The following is a 19,642-nucleotide window of genomic DNA, read 5'->3' on the forward strand; positions in this document are numbered from 1 at the left end:
ATCGCCGCCCGGAGCAGGCTCGCTCCCACAGGTGACCGCGTTCAAATGTGGGAGCGAGCCTGCTCGCGATAGTTATCCCAAAGTCATCACCACTGCGCGCGATGTGAACCCAATTCCGTTGCCGGAAGCGACCATTGCAACGGCGTCGCTGCGATCTTTAAAGGCGCGTGCAATCGGTGCGCCGGCCCCCACGGTGTCTGCTCCACCATCAACCCCTGATCCTGCTCATCTTCCGCACGTAACGCTTCATTCGTCCCTGGTCCATGCTCGATCAACAACTTCGCCGTACGCGCCAACGACAACCGGGCCGAGCCACCCGTTCCGCTGCTCAAGCGCCCTGTCAGCAGCCTGATTGCACTGGCCGCCATCAAATACCCGGTGGCGTGATCGAGGGCCTGCACCGGCAACGGCGTCGGCTTGTCCGTCTGCTTCCAGCGCATGCCCGCTTCGGCAATGCCACTGCTCATCTGCACCAGGCTGTCGAAGCCTCGGCGGTTTTGCCATGGGCCGCTCCAGCCATAGGCGTTCAGGCAAACGTCAATCAGGTCCGGGTTCAGTTGGTGACGCTCATTCGTGCCGAAGCCAAGTCGCTCCAGCGCATCGGCACGATAGCCATGGAGCAGAATGTCGGCGTCCTTGAGCAGGCATTCGAATACGGTGCGGTCGGACTTGTCGTTCAGATCAAGATGCGCGCAACGTTTTCCCAAAGTGACTTCAGGCACCACCCCCGGCTCGCTCCAGGTCGGTGGATCGATGCGCAAGACATCGGCGCCGAGGCCAGCCATGAAGCGGCTGGCGATGGGGCCTGCCAGTACCCGGGTCAAGTCCAGCACCTTGATGCCGGCCAGTGGTCGAGCCACTGAACCTGTCCACGGTCTGCGGTTCTGGCCTGGGTTGTTGGCAAATTGAATCAAGGGCTCGGCATTGACCGCCTGGCCTTGAGGGTGGGCCTGCCATTGTTCCCAGGTACGCATTTCGGCGGCACAACCACCGGCATCGACCACCGCCTGTTCCAGTTCGTTCTTCGCCCATTGCGCCACTTTGCCGGCCATCGACGCACGGTCGGCACAGGCACCGAGCACACTTTCTGCCGCGGCGCGGTGATGGGGTGCGTTGGTGTGCAGGCGAATCCAGCCATCGCGGGTGGCATAGTCACCGGCCACCGGGTCCCACAGTGGTGGAGCGTTCCAGCCGATCGGGCGAATCGAGGTGGCGAACCAGAAGGATGCCAGGCGTCGGTCAACTTCAAGGTCGGGCAGGCGTCCGGTTTGTTGGTGCAGCAGTTCGCTGATGGCCTGGCCGGCGGCGGCCACGCTGGAGCAGGCCAGATCAGTGGCGGCAAACGCCGAGGGCAGGGCGCCGCTGGAGGTGAATGGAATCGGGGTATGGGGCAAACCGAGTGCGGCTTGAATGGACGTGAGCAGATCAGTCATCGAGGGGCCTCCGGAGCGAGAGGCCGAGCATAGATCAAAAAACTCGCAGGCCGAATGAAATCCCTGTGGGAGCGAGCCTGCTCGCGAAGCGATTTGTCAGTCAGCATAACTGTTGAATGTGCTGGCTTTTTCGCGAGCAGGCTCGCTCCCACAAGGGGGATGTGGCGATAGTTTAAACGCGGAACTGATCCATCAACTTCATCTGGTGGCTGGTCAGTGCGTTGAGCTGGCCGCTGATCTGCGCCGATTCGGTGGCCTGGCCGGTCAGGGTTTCGGTGACGGTGCGGATCGCCGAGACGTTGCGGTTGACCTCTTCGGCCACGGCGCTTTGCTGCTCGGCGGCGCTGGCGATTTGCAGGTTCATGTCGCTGATCACGGTGACCGCGTCGCTGATCTTGCTCAAGGCCTGGACCGCCTGCTGGATCTGCCCGGCATTGCTGTGAGCCTGGGTCTGGCTTGAATGCATGGTGGCGACCACGCCGCGGGTGCCGGACTGGATGCGTTCGATCACCAGACGAATTTCTTCCACCGAATCCTGGGTGCGTTTGGCCAGGTTGCGCACTTCATCGGCCACCACCGCAAAGCCGCGACCGCTCTCGCCGGCGCGGGCGGCTTCAATCGCCGCATTGAGGGCCAGCAGGTTGGTTTGCTCGGCGATGCTGCGAATCACCTCCAGCACGGAACCGATCTGTTCGCTGTTGACCGCGAGGGCTTCTACTTCGGTTACGGCCTTGCTGACTTCGTCGGCCAGTTGATTGATATCGCGGGTGCTGCGCTCGATGATCGACATGCCGTCGCGGGCCGACTGGTCGGCGCCCTTGGCAGCGTTGGCCGCGCTCGAGGCGCTGTTGGCAACATCGTGGGCGGTGGCGCTCATCTCGTTGGAAGCCGTGGCGACCTGGTCGATTTCGCGGAACTGCACCAGCATGCCTTCGCTGGTCTGGCGGGCAATCTCCGACGACTGATCGGCTGTGCCGCGGGCGTCGGTGATGCTTTGCTTGATCTGCGCGATGGTCGGTTGCAGCTTGTCGAGGAAGCGGTTGAACCAGCTCACCAGTTCGCCGAGTTCGTCCTGCTTGCTGTAGTGCAGGCGCTGAGTCAGGTCGCCGTCGCCGCTGGCAATCGCCTTGAGCATCTTCGCCACGCTATTGATCGGCCGGGTGACGCCGGATGCGGTGAGCCACATCAGCAGCAGACCGAGCACACCGGCGATCACCGCCACCGACAAGGCCTTGATCGTGCCGCTTTGCTGGGCATCGTCGAGCACTGCCTGCAGTTTCACCGAGTCGGCCATCAGCACTTGTCTGGGCAGGTCGATCACCACGGCCCAGGCCTTGGCATCGGCAATCGGGCTGACCGGGTACACCGCACGGATCAGGTCGCCTTGCTGGAGAAGCTTCGGTGCGCCGCTACCGAGCAATTGCAGAATGTCCTTGCCATCCGCACCCAGGGTGTCGCCGATGCGTTTGCCGACTTTCGTCGCATCGACGCTGTAGGCAGCCATCACGCCGGTGCCGGAGACGATCAGCATGTGCCCGGCGTTGTTGAACAGTTCGCGCTGGGAATCGACCGCCGCCGCTTGCAGGGCGTCGAGGGCGATGTCGACACCGACCACACCGATGGACTTGCCATCCACCAGCAACGGTACGGAAATGGTAGTCATCAACACGTCCTTGCCGCCGACAGTATCGGCGTACGGGTCGAGCAGGCAGGTGCGCTTGCTGTCCCGCGGGCAGGTGTACCAGACGTTGTACGGTGTGCCGCTGAGGTTCAGGGTGGTCTTGGTCATGTCCTCTTCGACCATGATCGTGTTCAGCGACTCACCCCCGGCGCGGCTCCAGTACGTGGCGAAACGCCCGACCTCGTTGGATTGACGGGCGGCGTCACTGACGAACTCGTTGTCCTTGCCGTCCAGGCCGTTGGGTTCGAACGCCAGCCAGATGCCCAGCACTTTGCCGTTGCGTTCGAAGGCGGTTTTCAGGCTCTGGTTCAACTCTTCACGCAAGGCGCCGGGCTCCAGCGAACGCTTGGCGGCCAGGTTGCGCATGTCCTGGATCTGGTCCGCCAGGGCCGTGACCACCGTCAGGGTTTCACCGAATGTCTTCTGCACCCGCACCGCTTGCTCGGCGGCTTTGGCCTGGAGCAGGTCCTGCACACTGGCGGTGAGCATTCTGCTGCTGGAGTCATTGACCAGGTCATCGTTCTGATTGGTCTGGTAAATGTTCATGCCCACTATCAATGCGACTACACCCAGCAGGCACAGACCGGACAGCAGGACAATTTTCAGGCGGATGGACAGTGAGTCGAACATAGGGCGAACTCGCGAATGGATGAAGTGTTGGCTGTGGGCCGTTGCGGCTCACTCGCTAAGTCCGTTTAGCGCCGATCAATGCACATCGGCGTGGCGTTGAGGTTACATAAGGGGCTACCCGACGAACGGTAGTGGTTGAACGTTTGCGCAGAAAAATGTGCCGAAAAGCGTCTCAAAACGAGGAAAAATCGCGGAATTGTTCAGGAGGGTTCTGGCAGTGATTCCGGTCGTGACCAGATCCACAGATTGCCCAGCCCCATTCCGGCAATCGCCAGGTAGACCGGCCAGCCGTGATCGAGCATCACCAGCATCAGGCCAGCACATACCAGCATGCTGACAGTGGCGCTGATTTTTGCCCGGCGCGCGATGATCTTGCCGTTGCGCCAGTTATGGAGGATGGGGCCAAACAGCCGGTGGTTTTCCAGCCAGGCACTCAGGCGCGGCGAACTGCGGGTCGCGGCCCAGGCGGCCAGCAGGATGAATTCGGTGGTGGGCAGTCCGGGAATGACAATGGCGATCAGGCCGATACCCAGGCTGACATAGGCCAGCAGGCCGAAGAGGAGGCGCGAGAGTCTGGAGGAGGTAGGCATGGGCTCAAGGCAACATGTGAGGCTGATCGAAATCTTACGGATTTGCATCGTCCCTGTGGGGGCGAGCCTGCTCGCGATAGCGGAGTATCAGTCGACAATCATGCTGTCTGGAATACCGTCATCGCGAGCAGGCTCGCTCCCACAGGGGAATGTAATGTATCAGGCGACTTCCGGAGTGCTGGCGTAAGCCTGCTCCAGCAACACCGTAAAACGGTTGAACGCCTCGATGGCGCCTTTTTCCGCTTCGGCTTCTTCCCGGGCGCTGAATTCCAGGCCGTCCAGGGTCTTGACGAAGCTTTTCCAGCCTTCAGCGCGGCCGCCGGCCGGTTCGCCGAGGTGGCGGGCGCCGAAGGTTTCGCTAAGGCCAAGGCCCACTGCACGCTTGAGCAGGAAGGCTGCGCCGAGTTTCGAGCCTTCGGAGACGAAGATCCAGCCCAGGGCTTCGGCTCTGGTCGGGTTCTTCAGGGCACCGGCAACAGGCGCCGGCACGTCGGTGTCCAGGTCCGCCAGGTCAGCCCTGGCCGCCTCGGCACGGCAGCGGGCCGGCAGGTCCGGGACGATGGCGGTCAGTTCGGCATCGTTGTACAGCGACACCAGTTCCGACTGGAACAGGTACTGCGCAACCACGAAGCGGGCGAAACTGGCCTGGGCTTCAAACGGGGAGTGGGCCTTGACCAGGGCATCGAGCCGGGTGTGCGGCTCGTTGGTGATCTGGTTCAAGCGCTGGGAACGCAAGCTGGGGCGTTGCTCGGTGTTGTGGGTAGTCATGGCAATTCCTTGGGGGAAAAGAGGCGCTTGGTAACGAGACGAACAGGCAGGCGCCTGACAGTAAAAAATCCTCGCCGGACGGTTTCAATCAACCGCCCGACGGGATGCCGGATCAGATATCCCAGATCAGGTTGACCGCAAAGTTGCGACCCGGCTGGGTCAGGCGGTCGAGGTTGGCCGGTTGGGTCACCGCGGCTTCGCCGACGCTGTCAAAGCCGCGCACGTCATCCCATAGCCAGTATTTCTTGTCGGTCAGGTTGTAGACGCCGCCACTGACGGTCACGTCGTCGGTCACCTTGTAGAACGCGCTCAGGTCCAGAATACCGAAGCCCGGGGTCTTGAACTGGGTGCTGGTGCCGTCCGGGGATTTGAAGCTGGTGCTGTCGACGCGGTCCTGCTTCTTCACCAGGGTCCAACTGAGCAGACCGCCGTAGGTGTCCTGGTCATAACCGAGTCCGAACACACCGGTCAGCGGGTTGACGCTGTTGAGCGGCTCGCCGTTGTCGTCGTTGCGGCCGTAGGCATAGGCCACCGAGCCCCGGGTGTAGAGGCCTTGCGGCGCGCCGAAGGCGTCGAGGTTCAGGTGTCCCTTGACCTCGACACCCTTGATGGTGGCGTGTTTGATGTTGTTGCTCTGGAAAGTGGTCTCGGTGTAGCCCGGAGTGATGGCGTTCTCGTCAATGAAGTCGCGGTACTTGTTGTAGAACACCGCCACATCAAACGAGCCCTGCTCGAAGTTGCCGCGCAAACCCGTCTCGTAGCTTTTGCTCTTTTCCGGTTCGAGGTTCGGATTAGGCGCGACCCGATAGCCGCCGGCGATGTTTTCGAAACGACCATACAACGCCTTGGCGGTCGGGGTGCGGAAGCCTTCGGCGTATTGGCCGTACCAGGTGTAGTGGTCGTCGAAGCTGTAAGTGGTACCGAATTTCGGCGACAGGCGATGCCAGGTTTTGGTTTTGTCGCTCACTTCGCCGTTGCGGCTCTGGTCGGCGGTGGCCAGGAACTCTTCGGTGATATGCGGCTTGAGCTGGGTGTAGTCGTAGCGTGCACCGGGCAGGAAAGTCCAGTTGCCCCAGCTGATCTGATCCTGGGCGAACAGGCTGTAGCTGTTGATGGTCGGGTCCGGGAAGTCACTGGCGGGTGTCAGCGTTTCGGTGGCGCTAGGGGCTCCGATGACCCGGCAGGCGCCGGCCACGGTCAGGCAAGTGCCAGTGCCGGTACGCAGACCGGTGACTTTGTCCTGCTTGATGGTGGTGCCATAGGTGACGAGGTGGTCGGTGTCGGCGATGGCAAACGACTTGTCAGCCTGGGCATCGAATACCCATTGGCGATCCTTGTAGGTGGTATCGCGGTTACGCAGCACGGTCCGTGACGGCGGCGCGTAGATTTCCTCGGTGCTCTGGTCGGTCTTGGCGATCTGGTAGTTCAACGACCACTTGATGTTGTCGGCCAGTGCGCTGTCCAGACCGAAGCTGTGTTCCAGGCCAAAGCGTTCGCGGGTGATCGTGTCGTTACCGGTACGGGACTTATAGAAGCCCATACCGCGTCCGGCATTGAACGGGCCGCCCACGGCGCTCAATTGGTTGGTATCGCGGTCGGCCTTGTAATGCTCGTAGGTCAGGCCCAAACGCGCGTCGTCAGCGTAATCCCAGCCCAGTTTGGCCAGCACGTTGGTGGTGCGCGCATCCTCGGGGTTGGCCTCGGTACGGTTCAGGCCAGTGCCGCCGGTTTCTCCAAAGGACTCTGTTTCATGGCCGTTGCGCTGACTGAGGTGCAACAGGCCATCGAACTCGCCGGTACGGCCGGCGACGGTGCCGGAGGTCAACCAGCTGTTGTCGGCCGAGCTGTAGCCGGTTTTCAGGCGTGCGCCGACATCCTTGCCCGGTTTGATGATGTCGTCCGGGTCCAGCGTGTAGTAGCTGACCGCACCGCCAATGGCGTTACTGCCATACAGCACCGACGCCGGGCCCCGGAGGATTTCCACACGCTTGACGATTTCCGGGTCGACATAGTTGCGGTTGGTCTGGGCATACGGGCCGTTGAAGAAACCGTCAGGCACCTGCACGCCATCGACCTGGGTCAGCACGCGGTCGCCATCGATGCCGCGAATGTTGTAGCCCGTGATGCCGGCGCGTTGGCCTGTGCCGCCCACCGAAACACCCGGCTCGTACCGCACCAGTTCCTTGATGGTATTGACGTTGTTGCGGTCGAGTTCTTCGCGAGTGTGAACGGTGACGGTGCTGGGCACGCTGTCTACCGATTGTTCCTGGCGGGTGGCGCTGATGGTCACCTGTTGCAGGTTGAGCGTGCTGCCAGTGCTGCGCTTTTCCAGGGCGATGCTGTTGTTGCCCAGTTTGCTATAGCTCAGGTTGGTCCCCACCAACAGGCGATCCAGGGCTTTCTCCGGCGACAGTGAACCACGCACGCCCGGCGAGGCCACACCTTGCGCCAGCTCCGACGACACGCCGACCTGCCAGCCCGTCACGGCGGTAAAGGCATTGAGTGCCGACACCAGAGGTTGCTGGGGAATGGCGAACGGGTAATCGCCCATTTTGCGAGCCGGCTGCTCGGTGGCGGTGGCGGCCATGAGCGGTGCAGCACCGGCCATCAGGATGGCAGCGGTCAGCAGCGACAGCACGCGGGAGGGTGAAGAGGCTGGGCGGGTAAGGCGAGAGGACATCGATAGCGCTCCGTGTCGCACGAATCTTTATAGATGCTGATCGGCATGGTGAGATGCGAATCAATTGCATTGGCTATAACGAGACGTACTGGACCAAGCTATCGAGTAAAAATAATTCTCATTCAGTTCAATATGACCAGCGCCGGGAATTCCTGGAGCCGGGCCGAGGTGATGTGGGCCAGGGAGCGAACCACGTCCAGGGGCTGATCGAGGCGATAGTTGCCGGTCACGGCGACATCGGCCAGTTGTTCGTTGTTGTTGATGATCCAGCCCGGGTAGTAGCGACGAAGTTCTGCCAGAACCTGGTTCAACGGGCAGTTTTCAAACACCAGTCGCCCCTGGACCCACGCCAGGTCGGTGGCGGCATCCAGCCTGGCCGGGCGGTCGAAACCGTTGGGGCCGATGCGAATGCTTTCCCCGGCGGACAAACGTACCCGCGCATCGTCACGGGTGGCCCGCAGGTCGACATCCCCGCGTTGCACCCGCACTTGCGCCACTCCGTCGAGGTAACGCACGGCAAACGCGGTATTGCGAACGCTGGCCGTGACCGGGCCGGCGTCGATTTCCAGTGGCTGCCCGCGACTGGCCTGTACTTCGAAAAACGCTTCGCCCTGATACAGGCGGGCAACACGTCGCTGGTCGTTGATGGTGCTTGAGAACGCCGAATTGGTGTTGAGCAGAACCTTGGAGCCATCCTCCAGTTGCAGGCGCTGGCGCTCCCCGACCACGGTCAGGTGATCGGCTTGCAGGCGCATCGGCAAGTTGCTGAAATTGAACAGGCCGAGCAGCAGCACGGCAGCGGTGGCCAGCGGTTTCCAGTGCGGACGCAGGCGGGCGAGAACGGTGACTTTCGCGGGCCGCGCGGCCAGGCTTTGCGCGCATTGCACCACTTGCGGACTGTCCCAGATCGCCTGGGCTCTGGCGAACGCCTGGGCATTCAACGGATCGGCGTCAAGCCATGCATGGAATTGGCGGGTCTGCTCCTCGTCGGGACTGCCGAGCACGATCAGCCAGTCCAGGGCCTGGTCCATCGCGCTTGCGGGATCCTGCGCCGGCGAAGGCTCAGGGGAGCGGTGGTTGTCCGTCACGGTGTTTCCTCGGCAGTGTCTGTGCACGGCTGTTTTTTTGTGAAGCGTAAAAAAGTGGGGCAAGGGTAGCAAAGCCCGATGATCAGCGCAGTCGGTCCGGTGTATGGGAGAGATCCCGATGCTTAATCGGTGTTCAAACGATCGGCAACACCGATGCAGATCGACATGATCAATTTGAGCTCTTTCTGCACGGTACTGAGGGACACGTTCAGCTCGTCGGCGATTTCCTGGTAGCTGTGCCCGTGCAGGCGGCTGTGGATGAAAATCCGCTGTTGGCGGGCGCTGAGTTCACTGAGGCTCACGTTCAGGCGCTCCAGCAATTGTTCGGCATGGGCGGCGTCTTCGGCGCTGCTGGTGGGGGCGGCGACGCTGTGCACCACCTCCGGCGGCACGTCGTCGACCATGGTGCGTGAATGGATGCGCCGCGCGCGCAAATGGTCCAGCGCCAGGTTGCGCGCCGTCTGGAAGACAAAGGGCTCAAGATGATCGATGGCCCGTTCGCTCAATGCGCGGGTCACCCGCAGGTAGGTTTCCTGCAAGAGGTCTTCGGCGGTGCTGTGATTGTTGACCATCCGCTCCAGTGTGCGCAGCAGGGAAGTGCGCTGGGTGAGGAAAACGTGGTTGAAGCGTGACTGACTCACGGGAGGACCTGATCCATTTCGAGTGAATGATAATGCTTATCATCCGCTCCAATGGTCAAGTACTGATTTATCAAGGTTCAGGCACGACCCTGCAAATAGCTCGCGTAATCGGGTATTCGATGGGGGGGCGCCTGCTCCATCAGCGAGCTTGCGATCGCCGTTCTTTTGATTACGGGCTATCGATTCAAGGCATCAGCACTTCAATCGAACCATCGGCGGTCATGCTGACCTGGCTGGTGCCGGCTTCGACATCCGGCGTCACCGGTGCGGCGTCCATGGCGGCGGCTTTCATCATCATCGGCGCGCGCAGGTAAGGCTGTGGATAACCGTTGCTGTTGAGGTTCAGGTTGACGATCTTGTAGCTCTTGCCGCCGAGGGCATCGGTGGCCAATTGAGCGCGGGCCTTGAAGGCGGCTACGGCGTCCTTGAGCAGGGCGTCTTCGCTGGCCTTGCGGGTCGGGGTGGCAATGGCGAAGTCCATGCCGCCCATTTTCAGGTCGGTGAGCAGTTCACCGGTCAGCTTCGACAGCGCGGCGAAGTCCGAGCTTTCCAGACGCAATTCGGCGCGCTCGCGCCAGCCGGTGATTTTCTGGCCCTTGGTGTCGTAGATCGGGTAGCTGTTGCGACTGCCCTGGCGCAGGGTGATGTCCTTGACTTGCCTGGCCTGGGCCAGCGCCTTGTTCATGGTGGTGCTGACGTCGGCGGCGAGTTTGGCCGGGTCGCTGTTCTGTTCTTCGGTGTAGAGGGTCACGATCATCAGGTCGCGGGCCACTTCCTGACTGACTTCGGCGCGCAGGGAAATCTGGTTGTAATGAAGCTCGTCGGCGGCCACGGCCGGAAGGCTGGCGACGGTGCCAACGCTCAGGGCGAGGAGGGCGGCGCTGCGGCGGAATGTGTGCATGAAGACTCCTTGAAAGTTGCGCAGGGGTTCGGTCCGGGCCTGCGTGAAACCATCAGACTCTAGCTTTTATGCTCTGGTTCGCACAGTTACAACTTCTATACAGATGGAACCCAAGTGGCCGCTTCGCGGCCAATCGCGAGCAGGCTCGCTCCCACAGGAGAGCGCATTCCAAAGGTGGGAGCGAGCCTGCTCGCGAAGGTGGCGTTACAGTCGCTGCAGAACCAGCAGCCATGTGGCCGTTTGCCGCAGTTTTGCCTGTCGGCCCCCGCGCTTGGTTATACTCCCAGCGATCCGCCTGGAGCGCTCATCAGGAGAGCTCATGCTCGCCCCCGTTCAAATCACTTCCGCCACTCGCCAGAACCTCTGGCGGCTGACGTTCATCCGCACGTTGGTGCTGGCCGCCCAAGCCGGTTCCGTGGGCCTGGCCTACTGGCTCGAATTGCTGCCGCTGCCCTGGTTTCAACTGGCGGCGACCCTCGGTTGTTCGATGCTGTTATGCGTGTTCACGGCGATTCGCCTGCGCACCTCATGGCCGGTGACCGAGCTTGAATATGCCGTGCAACTGGCCTGCGACCTGTTTATCCACAGCGCATTGCTGTATTTCTCCGGTGGTTCGACCAACCCCTTCGTTTCTTACTACCTGGTGCCGCTGACCATTGCCGCAGTGACGTTGCCATGGCGTTATTCGGTGATCCTGTCGGGTATCGCGCTGACGATGTACACGCTGTTGCTGGCACAGTTCTACCCGCTGCAAACCTTCCCGATCGCTCGGGAAAACCTGCAGGTATACGGGATGTGGTTGAGCTTCGCCCTCGCCGCCGCAGTGATCACTTTCTTTGCTGCGCGCATGGCCGAAGAGCTGCGTCGTCAGGAAGAACTGCGCGCCATTCGTCGCGAAGAAGGCCTGCGCGACCAGCAACTGCTGGCCGTCGCCACCCAGGCCGCCGGTGCGGCCCATGAATTGGGCACGCCGCTGGCGACCATGAGTGTGCTGCTCAAGGAAATGCGTCAGGACCACCATGACCCGATGTTGCAGGACGACCTGAGCGTATTGCAGGATCAGGTCAAACTGTGCAAGGAAACCTTGCAGCACCTGGTGCGCGCCGCGGAGGCCAATCGTCGTTTGGCGGTGGAGATGCAGGACGTCACCGATTGGCTTGATGAAGCGCTCAATCGCTGGCACCTGATGCGTCCGGAAGCCAGTTATCGCTTCCAGCGCCTAGGCCAGGGCGCAGTGCCGCGCATGGCGCCGCCGCCGGACTTGACCCAGGCTTTGCTGAATCTGTTGAACAATGCGGCCGATGCCTGCCCGGAAGGGCTGCAAGTGACGCTGGACTGGGATTTGGAAAACTTCACCATCAGCATTCGTGACCATGGTGCCGGTGTGCCGCTGGCCATCGCCGAGCAAATCGGCAAACCGTTTTTTACCACCAAGGGCAAAGGCTTCGGCCTGGGCCTGTTTTTGAGCAAGGCCAGCGTGACACGCGCCGGCGGCTCAGTGAAACTCTACAGTCATGAGGAAGGCGGCACGCTCACCGAGCTGCGCCTGCCCCGTGTCGCCCGAGGAGACGAACATGAGTGACGAGATCCAAGTCGAAGGCGAAGAACTGCCGCATTTGTTGCTGGTCGATGACGACGCCACATTCACCCGCGTCATGGCCCGCGCCATGGCTCGCCGCGGTTTTCGCGTCAGCACTGCCAGTTCCGCCGAAGAAGGCCTGGAACTGGCCAAGGCCGATCTGCCGGATTACGCCGCTCTGGACCTGAAGATGGACGGCGATTCGGGCCTGGTGCTGCTGCCCAAGTTGCTGGAAATGGACCCGGAAATGCGCGTGGTGATCCTCACCGGTTACTCGAGCATTGCCACTGCCGTCGAGGCGATCAAGCGCGGTGCCTGCAACTACCTGTGCAAACCGGCGGATGCCGACGACGTGCTGGCGGCGCTGCTGTCCGAACACGCCGACCTCGACAGCCTGGTGCCGGAAAACCCGATGTCCGTGGACCGCCTGCAGTGGGAACACATCCAGCGCGTGCTGACCGAGCACGAAGGCAACATCTCCGCCACGGCCCGCGCCCTGGGCATGCACCGCCGCACCCTGCAGCGCAAACTGCAGAAGCGTCCCGTTCGCCGCTGAACCGGTGCTGAACGAATGCGGGCCGTATCTCGCAACAAACCGAACCGATCCTCTATGATCGGTTCGTGCGTGTTCTTTTCTCTATCGAGCCTTTTCCATGAATCAGAACGCTGAGTATTCCGCGGTCAACGATGCCGTGCGCGGGCGGTTTTTTCGCAAAGTGTGGGCGATGATCACGCCTTACTGGCGCAGTGAAGAGAAGGTCAAGGCCTGGACACTCCTGATCGCGGTGATTGCGCTGTCGCTGATCAGCGTGGGGATCTCGGTGTGGTTCAACACCTGGTACAAGGACTTCTACAACGCCCTGCAAAAGAAGGACGAGGCAGCGTTCTGGCAACTGATCCTGTATTTCTGCGCGATTGCGGCGGTGGCGATCGTCGGCGCGGTGTATCGGCTCTACCTGACGCAGATGCTGACGATCCGCTGGCGGGCATGGCTCACCGAAAAGCATTTCACCCGCTGGCTGGGTGACAAGAACTACTACCAGCTGGAGCAGGGCGGTTACACCGATAACCCGGACCAGCGGATTTCCGAAGACCTCAACAACTTCACCTCGAACACCCTTGAGCTGGGTATCGGGTTGCTGCGCAATATCGTCAGCCTGGTGTCGTTCTCGATCATTCTGTGGGGGGTGTCGGGTAGCATTGAAGTATTTGGCATCACCATTCCCGGCTACATGTTCTGGTGCGTACTGGTTTACGCCGTGGTGGGCAGTTGGCTGACACATTTGATCGGTCGTCGCCTGATCGGCCTGAACAACCAACAACAACGCTTCGAAGCCGACCTGCGTTTCTCCATGGTGCGGATTCGCGAGAATGCCGAAAGCATTGCGTTGTACAACGGCGAGCCGAACGAAAATCGTCGGTTGAGCGGCCGCTTCGGGATGGTCTGGCATAACTTCTGGGACATCATGAAAGTGTCCAAGCGCCTGACCTTCTTCACCGCCGGTTACAGTCAGGCCGCCATCATCTTTCCCTTCATGGTGGCGGCTCCGCGTTATCTCTCCGGCAAGATCGAACTCGGCGAACTGATGCAGATCAGCTCGGCATTCGGCAATGTGCAGGAAAGCTTCAGCTGGTTCATCAGTGCGTACCAGAGCCTCGCTTCCTGGCGCGCTACCTGCGATCGTCTGCTGAGCTTCCACCAGGCCATGAGTGACAACGAAGGGCGTGCGCCGACCATCGACGTACAGAATTCGGGTGCAGCTCTGAAGGTGCACAACCTCGGCCTCGACCTGGCTGATGGTCGTCACCTGCTGACCAATGCCGACATGACCGTGAAGGAGGGCGACCGCGTGATGCTCAGCGGTCGTTCCGGCAGCGGCAAGTCGACCCTGCTGCGGGCGATGGGGCATCTGTGGCCGACCGGCCACGGCAGTATTCGCCTGCCGTCGGCGCGCTACCTGTTCCTGCCGCAAAAACCGTATTTGCCGATTGGCACCCTGCGTGATGTCCTCAGTTATCCACAGCCCGGCGATACCTATCCGAAGGAGCGCTACGTGCAGGTGCTGGAAACCTGTCGCCTGCCGCACCTGATTGCCCGTCTCGACGAAGCCAACCACTGGCAGCGCATGTTGTCGCCGGGTGAGCAGCAGCGCCTGGCCTTTGCCCGTGCGCTGCTTTATGCACCGCAATGGCTGTATATGGACGAAGCGACCTCGGCGATGGACGAAGAAGACGAGGCCACGCTGTATCAGGCGCTGATCGATGAGTTGCCGGGGCTGAGCATTGTCAGCGTCGGCCATCGCAGCAGTCTGAAGCGCTTCCATCCGCGACACATTCGTATCGAGAATGGCCATCTGGTGGATCAGACCGTGACCGCCTGAACACCACAACACCCTGTAGGAGCGAGGTGATCGTACAACCACGTTGCGCTATGATGCGCGTTACAACAGCCGAACTTTTCGAGACAAATGTTCACCATGGAAAACCCGAACGACGCACCACGCCTCCCACGCAAGCGCCGCAGCCTCGCTCAGGAACTGGTGACGGTGCTGTCCGAGCAGATCCGCGATGGTCATCTCAAGCGTGGCGACAAGCTGCCCACCGAGTCGGCCATCATGGATGCCCATGGTGTCAGCCGCACGGTGGTACGCGAAGCGATATCCCGTTTGCAGGCGGCCGGCCAGGTGGAAACCCGCCACGGTATCGGTACCTTCGTGCTCGACACGCCGAGCCCGAGCGGCTTTCGTATCGACCCGGCCACCGTGGTGACCTTGCGCGATGTGCTGGCGATCCTGGAACTGCGCATCAGTCTCGAAGTGGAGTCTGCCGGGTTGGCGGCGCAACGTCGCAGTCCGGAACAACTGGCCAACATGCGCGCCGCCCTCGATGCGTTGAATGAAAGCGCTGCCCATGCCAGTGATGCCGTGGCGTCGGACTTCGCCTTCCACCTCGAAATCGCGTTGTCCACCGGCAATCGCTACTTCACCGACATCATGACCCACCTGGGCACCAGCATCATTCCGCGCACACGGCTGAATTCCGCACGGCTGGCTCATGACGATCAGCAGCACTACATGAGTCGCCTGAGCCGTGAGCATGAGGAAATCTACGACGCCATTGCCCGTCAGGATTCCGATGCGGCCCGTGCAGCGATGCGCCTGCACCTGACCAATAGCCGCGAGCGGTTGCGTCATGCCCATGAAGAGGCTGAGGCGCAGCGAGGTTAGGCTTTCTGCTTCACGCAATTCGTCGTCTGATCTTCCGCCTTCGTCGGAACGCCGCCCGGAGCAGGCTCGCTCTCACAGTTGATAGTGGATATTCCCGGACCCTGGATTTGCTCCCGATCCAGTGTGGGAGCGAGCCTGCTCGCGAAGGAGGCGCCCGCCATACCACAAACCTTCTTCTTGCCCTGAAAACGGGGGCCACCCCGGTTATCTTCCGACAACGTATCTCCTGAACACCGTTTATCGAGGTGTGATTCCCCCTGTTCTCTGCGTTTAAGCTCTCTAAAGCAAGGGCTCTACCTATTTTTGTCGAACAATTTTCACCCCCCGGCGATGAAATGCAGTTGACGGTTGTATTTTAAGTTGTACGATGACCTACAACTTCAGCGCAGGCTGAACGGTTTTCTCACACAATGTCGTTATCCAGGGTGTTCGAATAATGAATCCACAAGAACTGAAGTCCATCCTCTCTGCCGGTCTGCTGTCTTTCCCGGTCACCGATTTCAACGCTCAGGGCGACTTCAACCGCGCGGGCTACATCAAGCGTCTCGAATGGCTGGCCCCATACGGCGCCTCGGCGCTGTTCGCCGCGGGCGGCACCGGTGAGTTCTTCTCTCTGGCGGCCAGCGAATATTCGGAAATCATCAAGACTGCCGTCGACACCTGCGCATCCAGCGTGCCAATCCTGGCCGGCGTGGGCGGCTCGACCCGCCAGGCTATCGAATACGCACAGGAAGCCGAGCGCCTGGGCGCAAAAGGCCTGCTGCTGCTGCCGCACTACCTGACTGAAGCCAGCCAGGATGGCGTTGCCGCCCACGTTGAGGCCGTGTGCAAATCGGTCAACATCGGTGTGGTGGTCTACAACCGTAACGTTTGCCGCCTGAACGCGCCGCTGCTGGAGCGTCTGGCCGAGCGCTGCCCGAACCTGATCGGTTACAAGGATGGCCTGGGTGATATCGAGTTGATGGTGTCGATCCGTCGCCGCCTCGGTGATCGCTTCAGCTACCTGGGTGGCTTGCCGACCGCCGAAGTCTACGCCGCGGCCTACAAGGCCCTGGGCGTACCGGTCTACTCCTCGGCGGTGTTCAACTTCATCCCGAAAACCGCGATGGACTTCTACCATGCCATCGCTCGTGAAGATCACGCCACCGTTGGCAAAATCATCGACGACTTCTTCCTGCCGTACCTGGACATCCGTAACCGCAAGGCCGGTTATGCAGTGAGCATAGTCAAGGCCGGGGCAAAAATTGCCGGCTACGACGCAGGTCCCGTGCGTGCGCCGCTGACCGATCTGACCGGCGAAGAGTACGAAATGCTCGCCGCGCTGATCGACAAGCAGGGTGCGCAATAACAACGATCAAACCGGAGCCGCTGAGCGATCAGCGGCTTTTTGCGTGAGGAGAACGACTCGTGACAAAACGCTACGACAACTACATCAACGGTGAATGGGTCGCCGCTGCCGATTACTCGGTCAACATCAACCCGTCCGAACTGAGCGACGCCATCGGCGATTACGCCAAGGCTGACCTGGCGCAGGTCCACGCCGCCATCGACGCGGCCCGTGCCGCATTCCCGGCGTGGTCGGTTTCGGGCATTCAGGCCCGTCACGATTCGCTGGATAAAGTCGGTACCGAGATCCTCGCCCGTCGCGAAGAGCTCGGCACCCTGCTGGCCAGGGAAGAGGGCAAGACCCTGGCTGAAGCCATCGGTGAAGTGACTCGCGCCGGCAACATCTTCAAGTTTTTCGCCGGCGAGTGCCTGCGTCTGTCTGGCGACTATCTGCCGTCGGTGCGCCCGGGCGTCAACGTTGAAGTCACTCGCGAAGCCTTGGGCGTGGTCGGTCTGATCACCCCGTGGAATTTCCCGATTGCCATTCCTGCGTGGAAAATCGCTCCGGCCCTGGCCTATGGCAACTGCGTCGTGCTCAAACCTGCCGACCTGGTACCGGGTTGCGCCTGGGCTCTGACCGAAATCATTTCACGCGCCGGTTTCCCGGCCGGTGTGTTCAACCTGGTGATGGGCAGCGGTCGCGTGGTAGGCGATGCACTGGTCAACAGCCCGAAAGTCGATGGCATCAGCTTCACAGGCTCCGTGGGCGTGGGTCGTCAGATCGCGGTCAACTGTGTATCGCGTCAGGCCAAGGTTCAGCTGGAAATGGGTGGCAAGAACCCGCAGATCATTCTCGACGACGCCGACCTCAAGCAAGCGGTCGAGTTGTCGGTGCAGAGCGCGTTCTATTCCACTGGCCAGCGTTGCACCGCATCGAGCCGCTTCATCGTCACCGCTGGCATCCACGACAAATTCGTCGAAGCCATGGCCGAGCGCATGAAGTCGATCAAGGTCGGCCACGCCTTGAAAGCTGGCACCGACATCGGTCCGGTGGTCTCGCAAGCTCAACTTGAACAGGACATGAAGTACATCGACATCGGCCAGTCCGAAGGTGCACGCCTGGTCAGCGGCGGTGGTCTGGTGACCTGCGATACCGAAGGTTACTTCCTCGCGCCGACCCTGTTTGCCGACAGTGAAGCCGCGATGCGCATCAGCCGTGAAGAGATCTTCGGCCCTGTGGCCAACGTGGTGCGCGTGGCCGACTACGACGCCGCGCTGGCCATGGCCAATGACACCGAATTCGGCCTGTCGGCGGGCATTGCCACCACCTCGTTGAAATACGCCAACCACTTCAAGCGCCACTCCCAGGCCGGGATGGTGATGGTCAACCTGCCGACCGCCGGTGTGGATTACCACGTTCCGTTCGGTGGGCGTAAAGGTTCATCCTATGGATCACGTGAGCAAGGTCGCTATGCGCAAGAGTTCTACACGGTCGTGAAGACCAGCTACATCGGTTCGTAACGCAACACCCTGCGGTATCGACATCGATACCGCACCCCTCTGTAGGAGCGAGCATGCTCGCGATGCACTCGAGAGCACCACGGGCTACCAGAATGCCCGCGTCATCGTTGACGACCATCGCAAGCATGCTCGCTCCTACAGGATGGACAACTAAAAAGATTCACCCGCGCATAAAAATAATCAGTGGGAGTACATCTACATGCAATCGACCAAGCCGACTCACGTCCGCTATCTGATCCTGCTCATGCTGTTTCTGGTGACCACGATCAACTACGCCGACCGCGCTACCATCGCAATCGCCGGCTCCAGCCTGCAGAAAGACCTGGGCATTGATGCCGTTACCCTCGGCTACATCTTCTCCGCATTCGGTTGGGCCTACGTGGCCGGGCAAATTCCCGGTGGCTGGCTGCTGGACCGTTTCGGTTCGAAAAAAATCTACGCGTTGAGCATCTTCACCTGGTCGCTGTTCACCGTCCTGCAGGGGTATGTCGGCGAGTTCGGCATGTCCACGGCGGTGGTTGCGCTGTTCATGTTGCGTTTCCTGGTGGGCCTGGCCGAAGCGCCGTCCTTCCCCGGTAATGCGCGCATCGTGGCGGCCTGGTTCCCGACCGCTGAACGCGGCACCGCCTCGGCAATCTTCAACTCGGCGCAGTACTTCGCCACCGTGCTGTTCGCACCGCTGATGGGCTGGATCGTCTACAGCTTCGGCTGGCAACACGTGTTCATCGTCATGGGCGTGATTGGCATCATCTTCTCCGGGATCTGGCTGAAGGTTATCCACAGCCCGCGCCAGCATCCAATGATCAATGACGCCGAGTTCAAACACATCGCCGACAACGGCGGTATGGTCGACATGGACCAGGACAAGGGCAAAGGCAAGAAGGTCGACGGCCCGAAGTGGGACTACATCCGCCAACTGCTGACCAACCGCATGATGCTCGGCGTGTACCTGGGCCAGTATTGCATCAACGGCATCACATACTTCTTCCTGACCTGGTTCCCGGTGTACCTGGTACAAGAGCGCGGCATGACCATTCTCAAGGCCGGCTTCATTGCGTCCTTGCCGGCGATCTGCGGTTTCATCGGTGGTGTGCTCGGCGGGGTGATCTCCGATTACCTGCTGCGCAAGGGCCATTCGCTGACCTTCGCCCGCAAGGCGCCGATCATCGCCGGCCTGCTGGTTTCGAGCAGCATCGTGGCGTGCAACTACGTCGACGTTGAATGGATGGTCGTAGGCTTCATGGCCCTGGCATTCTTCGGCAAAGGCGTTGGTGCGTTGGGCTGGGCGGTGGTGTCCGACACCTCGCCGAAGCAGATCGCAGGCCTGAGCGGTGGCCTGTTCAATACCTTCGGCAACCTGGCTTCCATCACCACGCCGATCGTCATCGGCTACATCATCAGCTCCACCGGTTCGTTCAAGTGGGCGCTGGTGTTTGTCGGTTGCAACGCTCTGGTCGCGGTGTTCAGTTATCTGGTCATCGTGGGTCCGATCAAGCGTGTGGTGCTCAAAGAGCCACCAGCGAACGGTTCTCAAGCCCCTGGCAAATTGTCTCAAGCGCATTCCTGAGGAGCGGCGT

Annotated in this window: 15 protein-coding genes and 1 pseudogene; 7 read left to right on the forward strand and 9 right to left on the reverse strand. The window is 61.0% G+C overall.

The features are described from left to right. Positions 1–86 precede the first annotated feature (86 nt). The 9 genes and pseudogenes from CAF65_RS00520 to CAF65_RS00560 form a co-directional block, all read right to left on the reverse strand. Positions 87–1,433, reverse strand: a complete 1,347-nt coding sequence (locus tag CAF65_RS00520; RefSeq protein ID WP_085714519.1) for a CoA transferase — start codon at positions 1,431–1,433, stop codon at positions 87–89. Between the two features lie 172 nt (positions 1,434–1,605). After that, the gene (locus tag CAF65_RS28975) at positions 1,606–2,361 is read right to left on the reverse strand and encodes a methyl-accepting chemotaxis protein (protein ID WP_371918992.1); all 756 of its coding nucleotides are present in this window, start codon (positions 2,359–2,361) and stop codon (positions 1,606–1,608) included. 102 nt (positions 2,362–2,463) lie between these two features. Beyond that, positions 2,464–3,744, reverse strand: a pseudogene (locus CAF65_RS28980) (HAMP domain-containing protein); the annotation flags it as partial. Between the two features lie 200 nt (positions 3,745–3,944). Then, the gene (locus CAF65_RS00530) at positions 3,945–4,334 is read right to left on the reverse strand and encodes a YbaN family protein (RefSeq protein WP_085714521.1); all 390 of its coding nucleotides are present in this window, start codon (positions 4,332–4,334) and stop codon (positions 3,945–3,947) included. Between the two features lie 159 nt (positions 4,335–4,493). Further along, on the reverse strand, positions 4,494–5,102 hold the full coding sequence (locus CAF65_RS00540) for a biliverdin-producing heme oxygenase (RefSeq protein ID WP_085714523.1): 609 nt from the start codon (positions 5,100–5,102) through the stop codon (positions 4,494–4,496). Between the two features lie 112 nt (positions 5,103–5,214). Then, positions 5,215–7,782 carry a TonB-dependent receptor gene (locus tag CAF65_RS00545; protein ID WP_085714524.1) on the reverse strand — a complete coding sequence of 856 codons (2,568 nt, stop codon included), beginning with the start codon at positions 7,780–7,782 and terminating at the stop codon, positions 5,215–5,217. Between the two features lie 122 nt (positions 7,783–7,904). Continuing rightward, positions 7,905–8,870: a FecR domain-containing protein gene (locus CAF65_RS00550; RefSeq protein WP_085714525.1), complete on the reverse strand. Its 966-nt coding sequence runs from the start codon at positions 8,868–8,870 to the stop codon at positions 7,905–7,907. A gap of 122 nt (positions 8,871–8,992) precedes the next feature. Continuing rightward, entirely contained in the window at positions 8,993–9,511 is a 519-nt protein-coding gene (locus CAF65_RS00555; RefSeq protein ID WP_085714526.1) for an RNA polymerase sigma factor, read from the reverse strand. Between the two features lie 184 nt (positions 9,512–9,695). After that, positions 9,696–10,412 (reverse strand): SIMPL domain-containing protein, encoded by a 717-nt coding sequence (locus CAF65_RS00560; protein ID WP_085714527.1) that lies wholly within the window; start codon positions 10,410–10,412, stop codon positions 9,696–9,698. Between the two features lie 319 nt (positions 10,413–10,731). Between CAF65_RS00560 and CAF65_RS00565 the strand changes: the two genes are divergently transcribed. The 7 genes from CAF65_RS00565 to CAF65_RS00600 all read left to right on the forward strand — a co-directional run bounded on the left by CAF65_RS00565 (position 10,732) and on the right by CAF65_RS00600 (position 19,632). Then, positions 10,732–11,994: an ATP-binding protein gene (locus tag CAF65_RS00565; protein ID WP_085714528.1), complete on the forward strand. Its 1,263-nt coding sequence runs from the start codon at positions 10,732–10,734 to the stop codon at positions 11,992–11,994. After that, positions 11,987–12,547, forward strand: coding sequence for a response regulator transcription factor (locus tag CAF65_RS00570; RefSeq protein WP_008000948.1), 561 nt, complete (start codon positions 11,987–11,989; stop codon positions 12,545–12,547). Before CAF65_RS00565 ends, CAF65_RS00570 begins: the two co-directional genes overlap by 8 nt. Positions 12,548–12,644: 97 nt before the next feature. Continuing rightward, positions 12,645–14,372: an ABC transporter ATP-binding protein/permease gene (locus CAF65_RS00575; RefSeq protein WP_085714529.1), complete on the forward strand. Its 1,728-nt coding sequence runs from the start codon at positions 12,645–12,647 to the stop codon at positions 14,370–14,372. Between the two features lie 96 nt (positions 14,373–14,468). Continuing rightward, positions 14,469–15,218 carry a FadR/GntR family transcriptional regulator gene (locus CAF65_RS00580; protein WP_008018739.1) on the forward strand — a complete coding sequence of 250 codons (750 nt, stop codon included), beginning with the start codon at positions 14,469–14,471 and terminating at the stop codon, positions 15,216–15,218. Positions 15,219–15,654: 436 nt separating this feature from the next. Further along, positions 15,655–16,566: a 5-dehydro-4-deoxyglucarate dehydratase gene (gene kdgD / locus CAF65_RS00590; protein ID WP_008018738.1), complete on the forward strand. Its 912-nt coding sequence runs from the start codon at positions 15,655–15,657 to the stop codon at positions 16,564–16,566. A 59-nt stretch (positions 16,567–16,625) separates the two neighbouring features. Then, positions 16,626–18,065: an aldehyde dehydrogenase family protein gene (locus CAF65_RS00595; protein ID WP_085714531.1), complete on the forward strand. Its 1,440-nt coding sequence runs from the start codon at positions 16,626–16,628 to the stop codon at positions 18,063–18,065. Between the two features lie 199 nt (positions 18,066–18,264). Next, on the forward strand, positions 18,265–19,632 hold the full coding sequence (locus tag CAF65_RS00600) for an MFS transporter (RefSeq protein WP_085714532.1): 1,368 nt from the start codon (positions 18,265–18,267) through the stop codon (positions 19,630–19,632). The last annotated feature ends 10 nt before the right edge of the window (positions 19,633–19,642 follow it).

Origin of the sequence: Pseudomonas sp. B28(2017), from assembly GCF_002113025.1 — a bacterium.
Taxonomy (GTDB): Bacteria; Pseudomonadota; Gammaproteobacteria; order Pseudomonadales; family Pseudomonadaceae; genus Aquipseudomonas.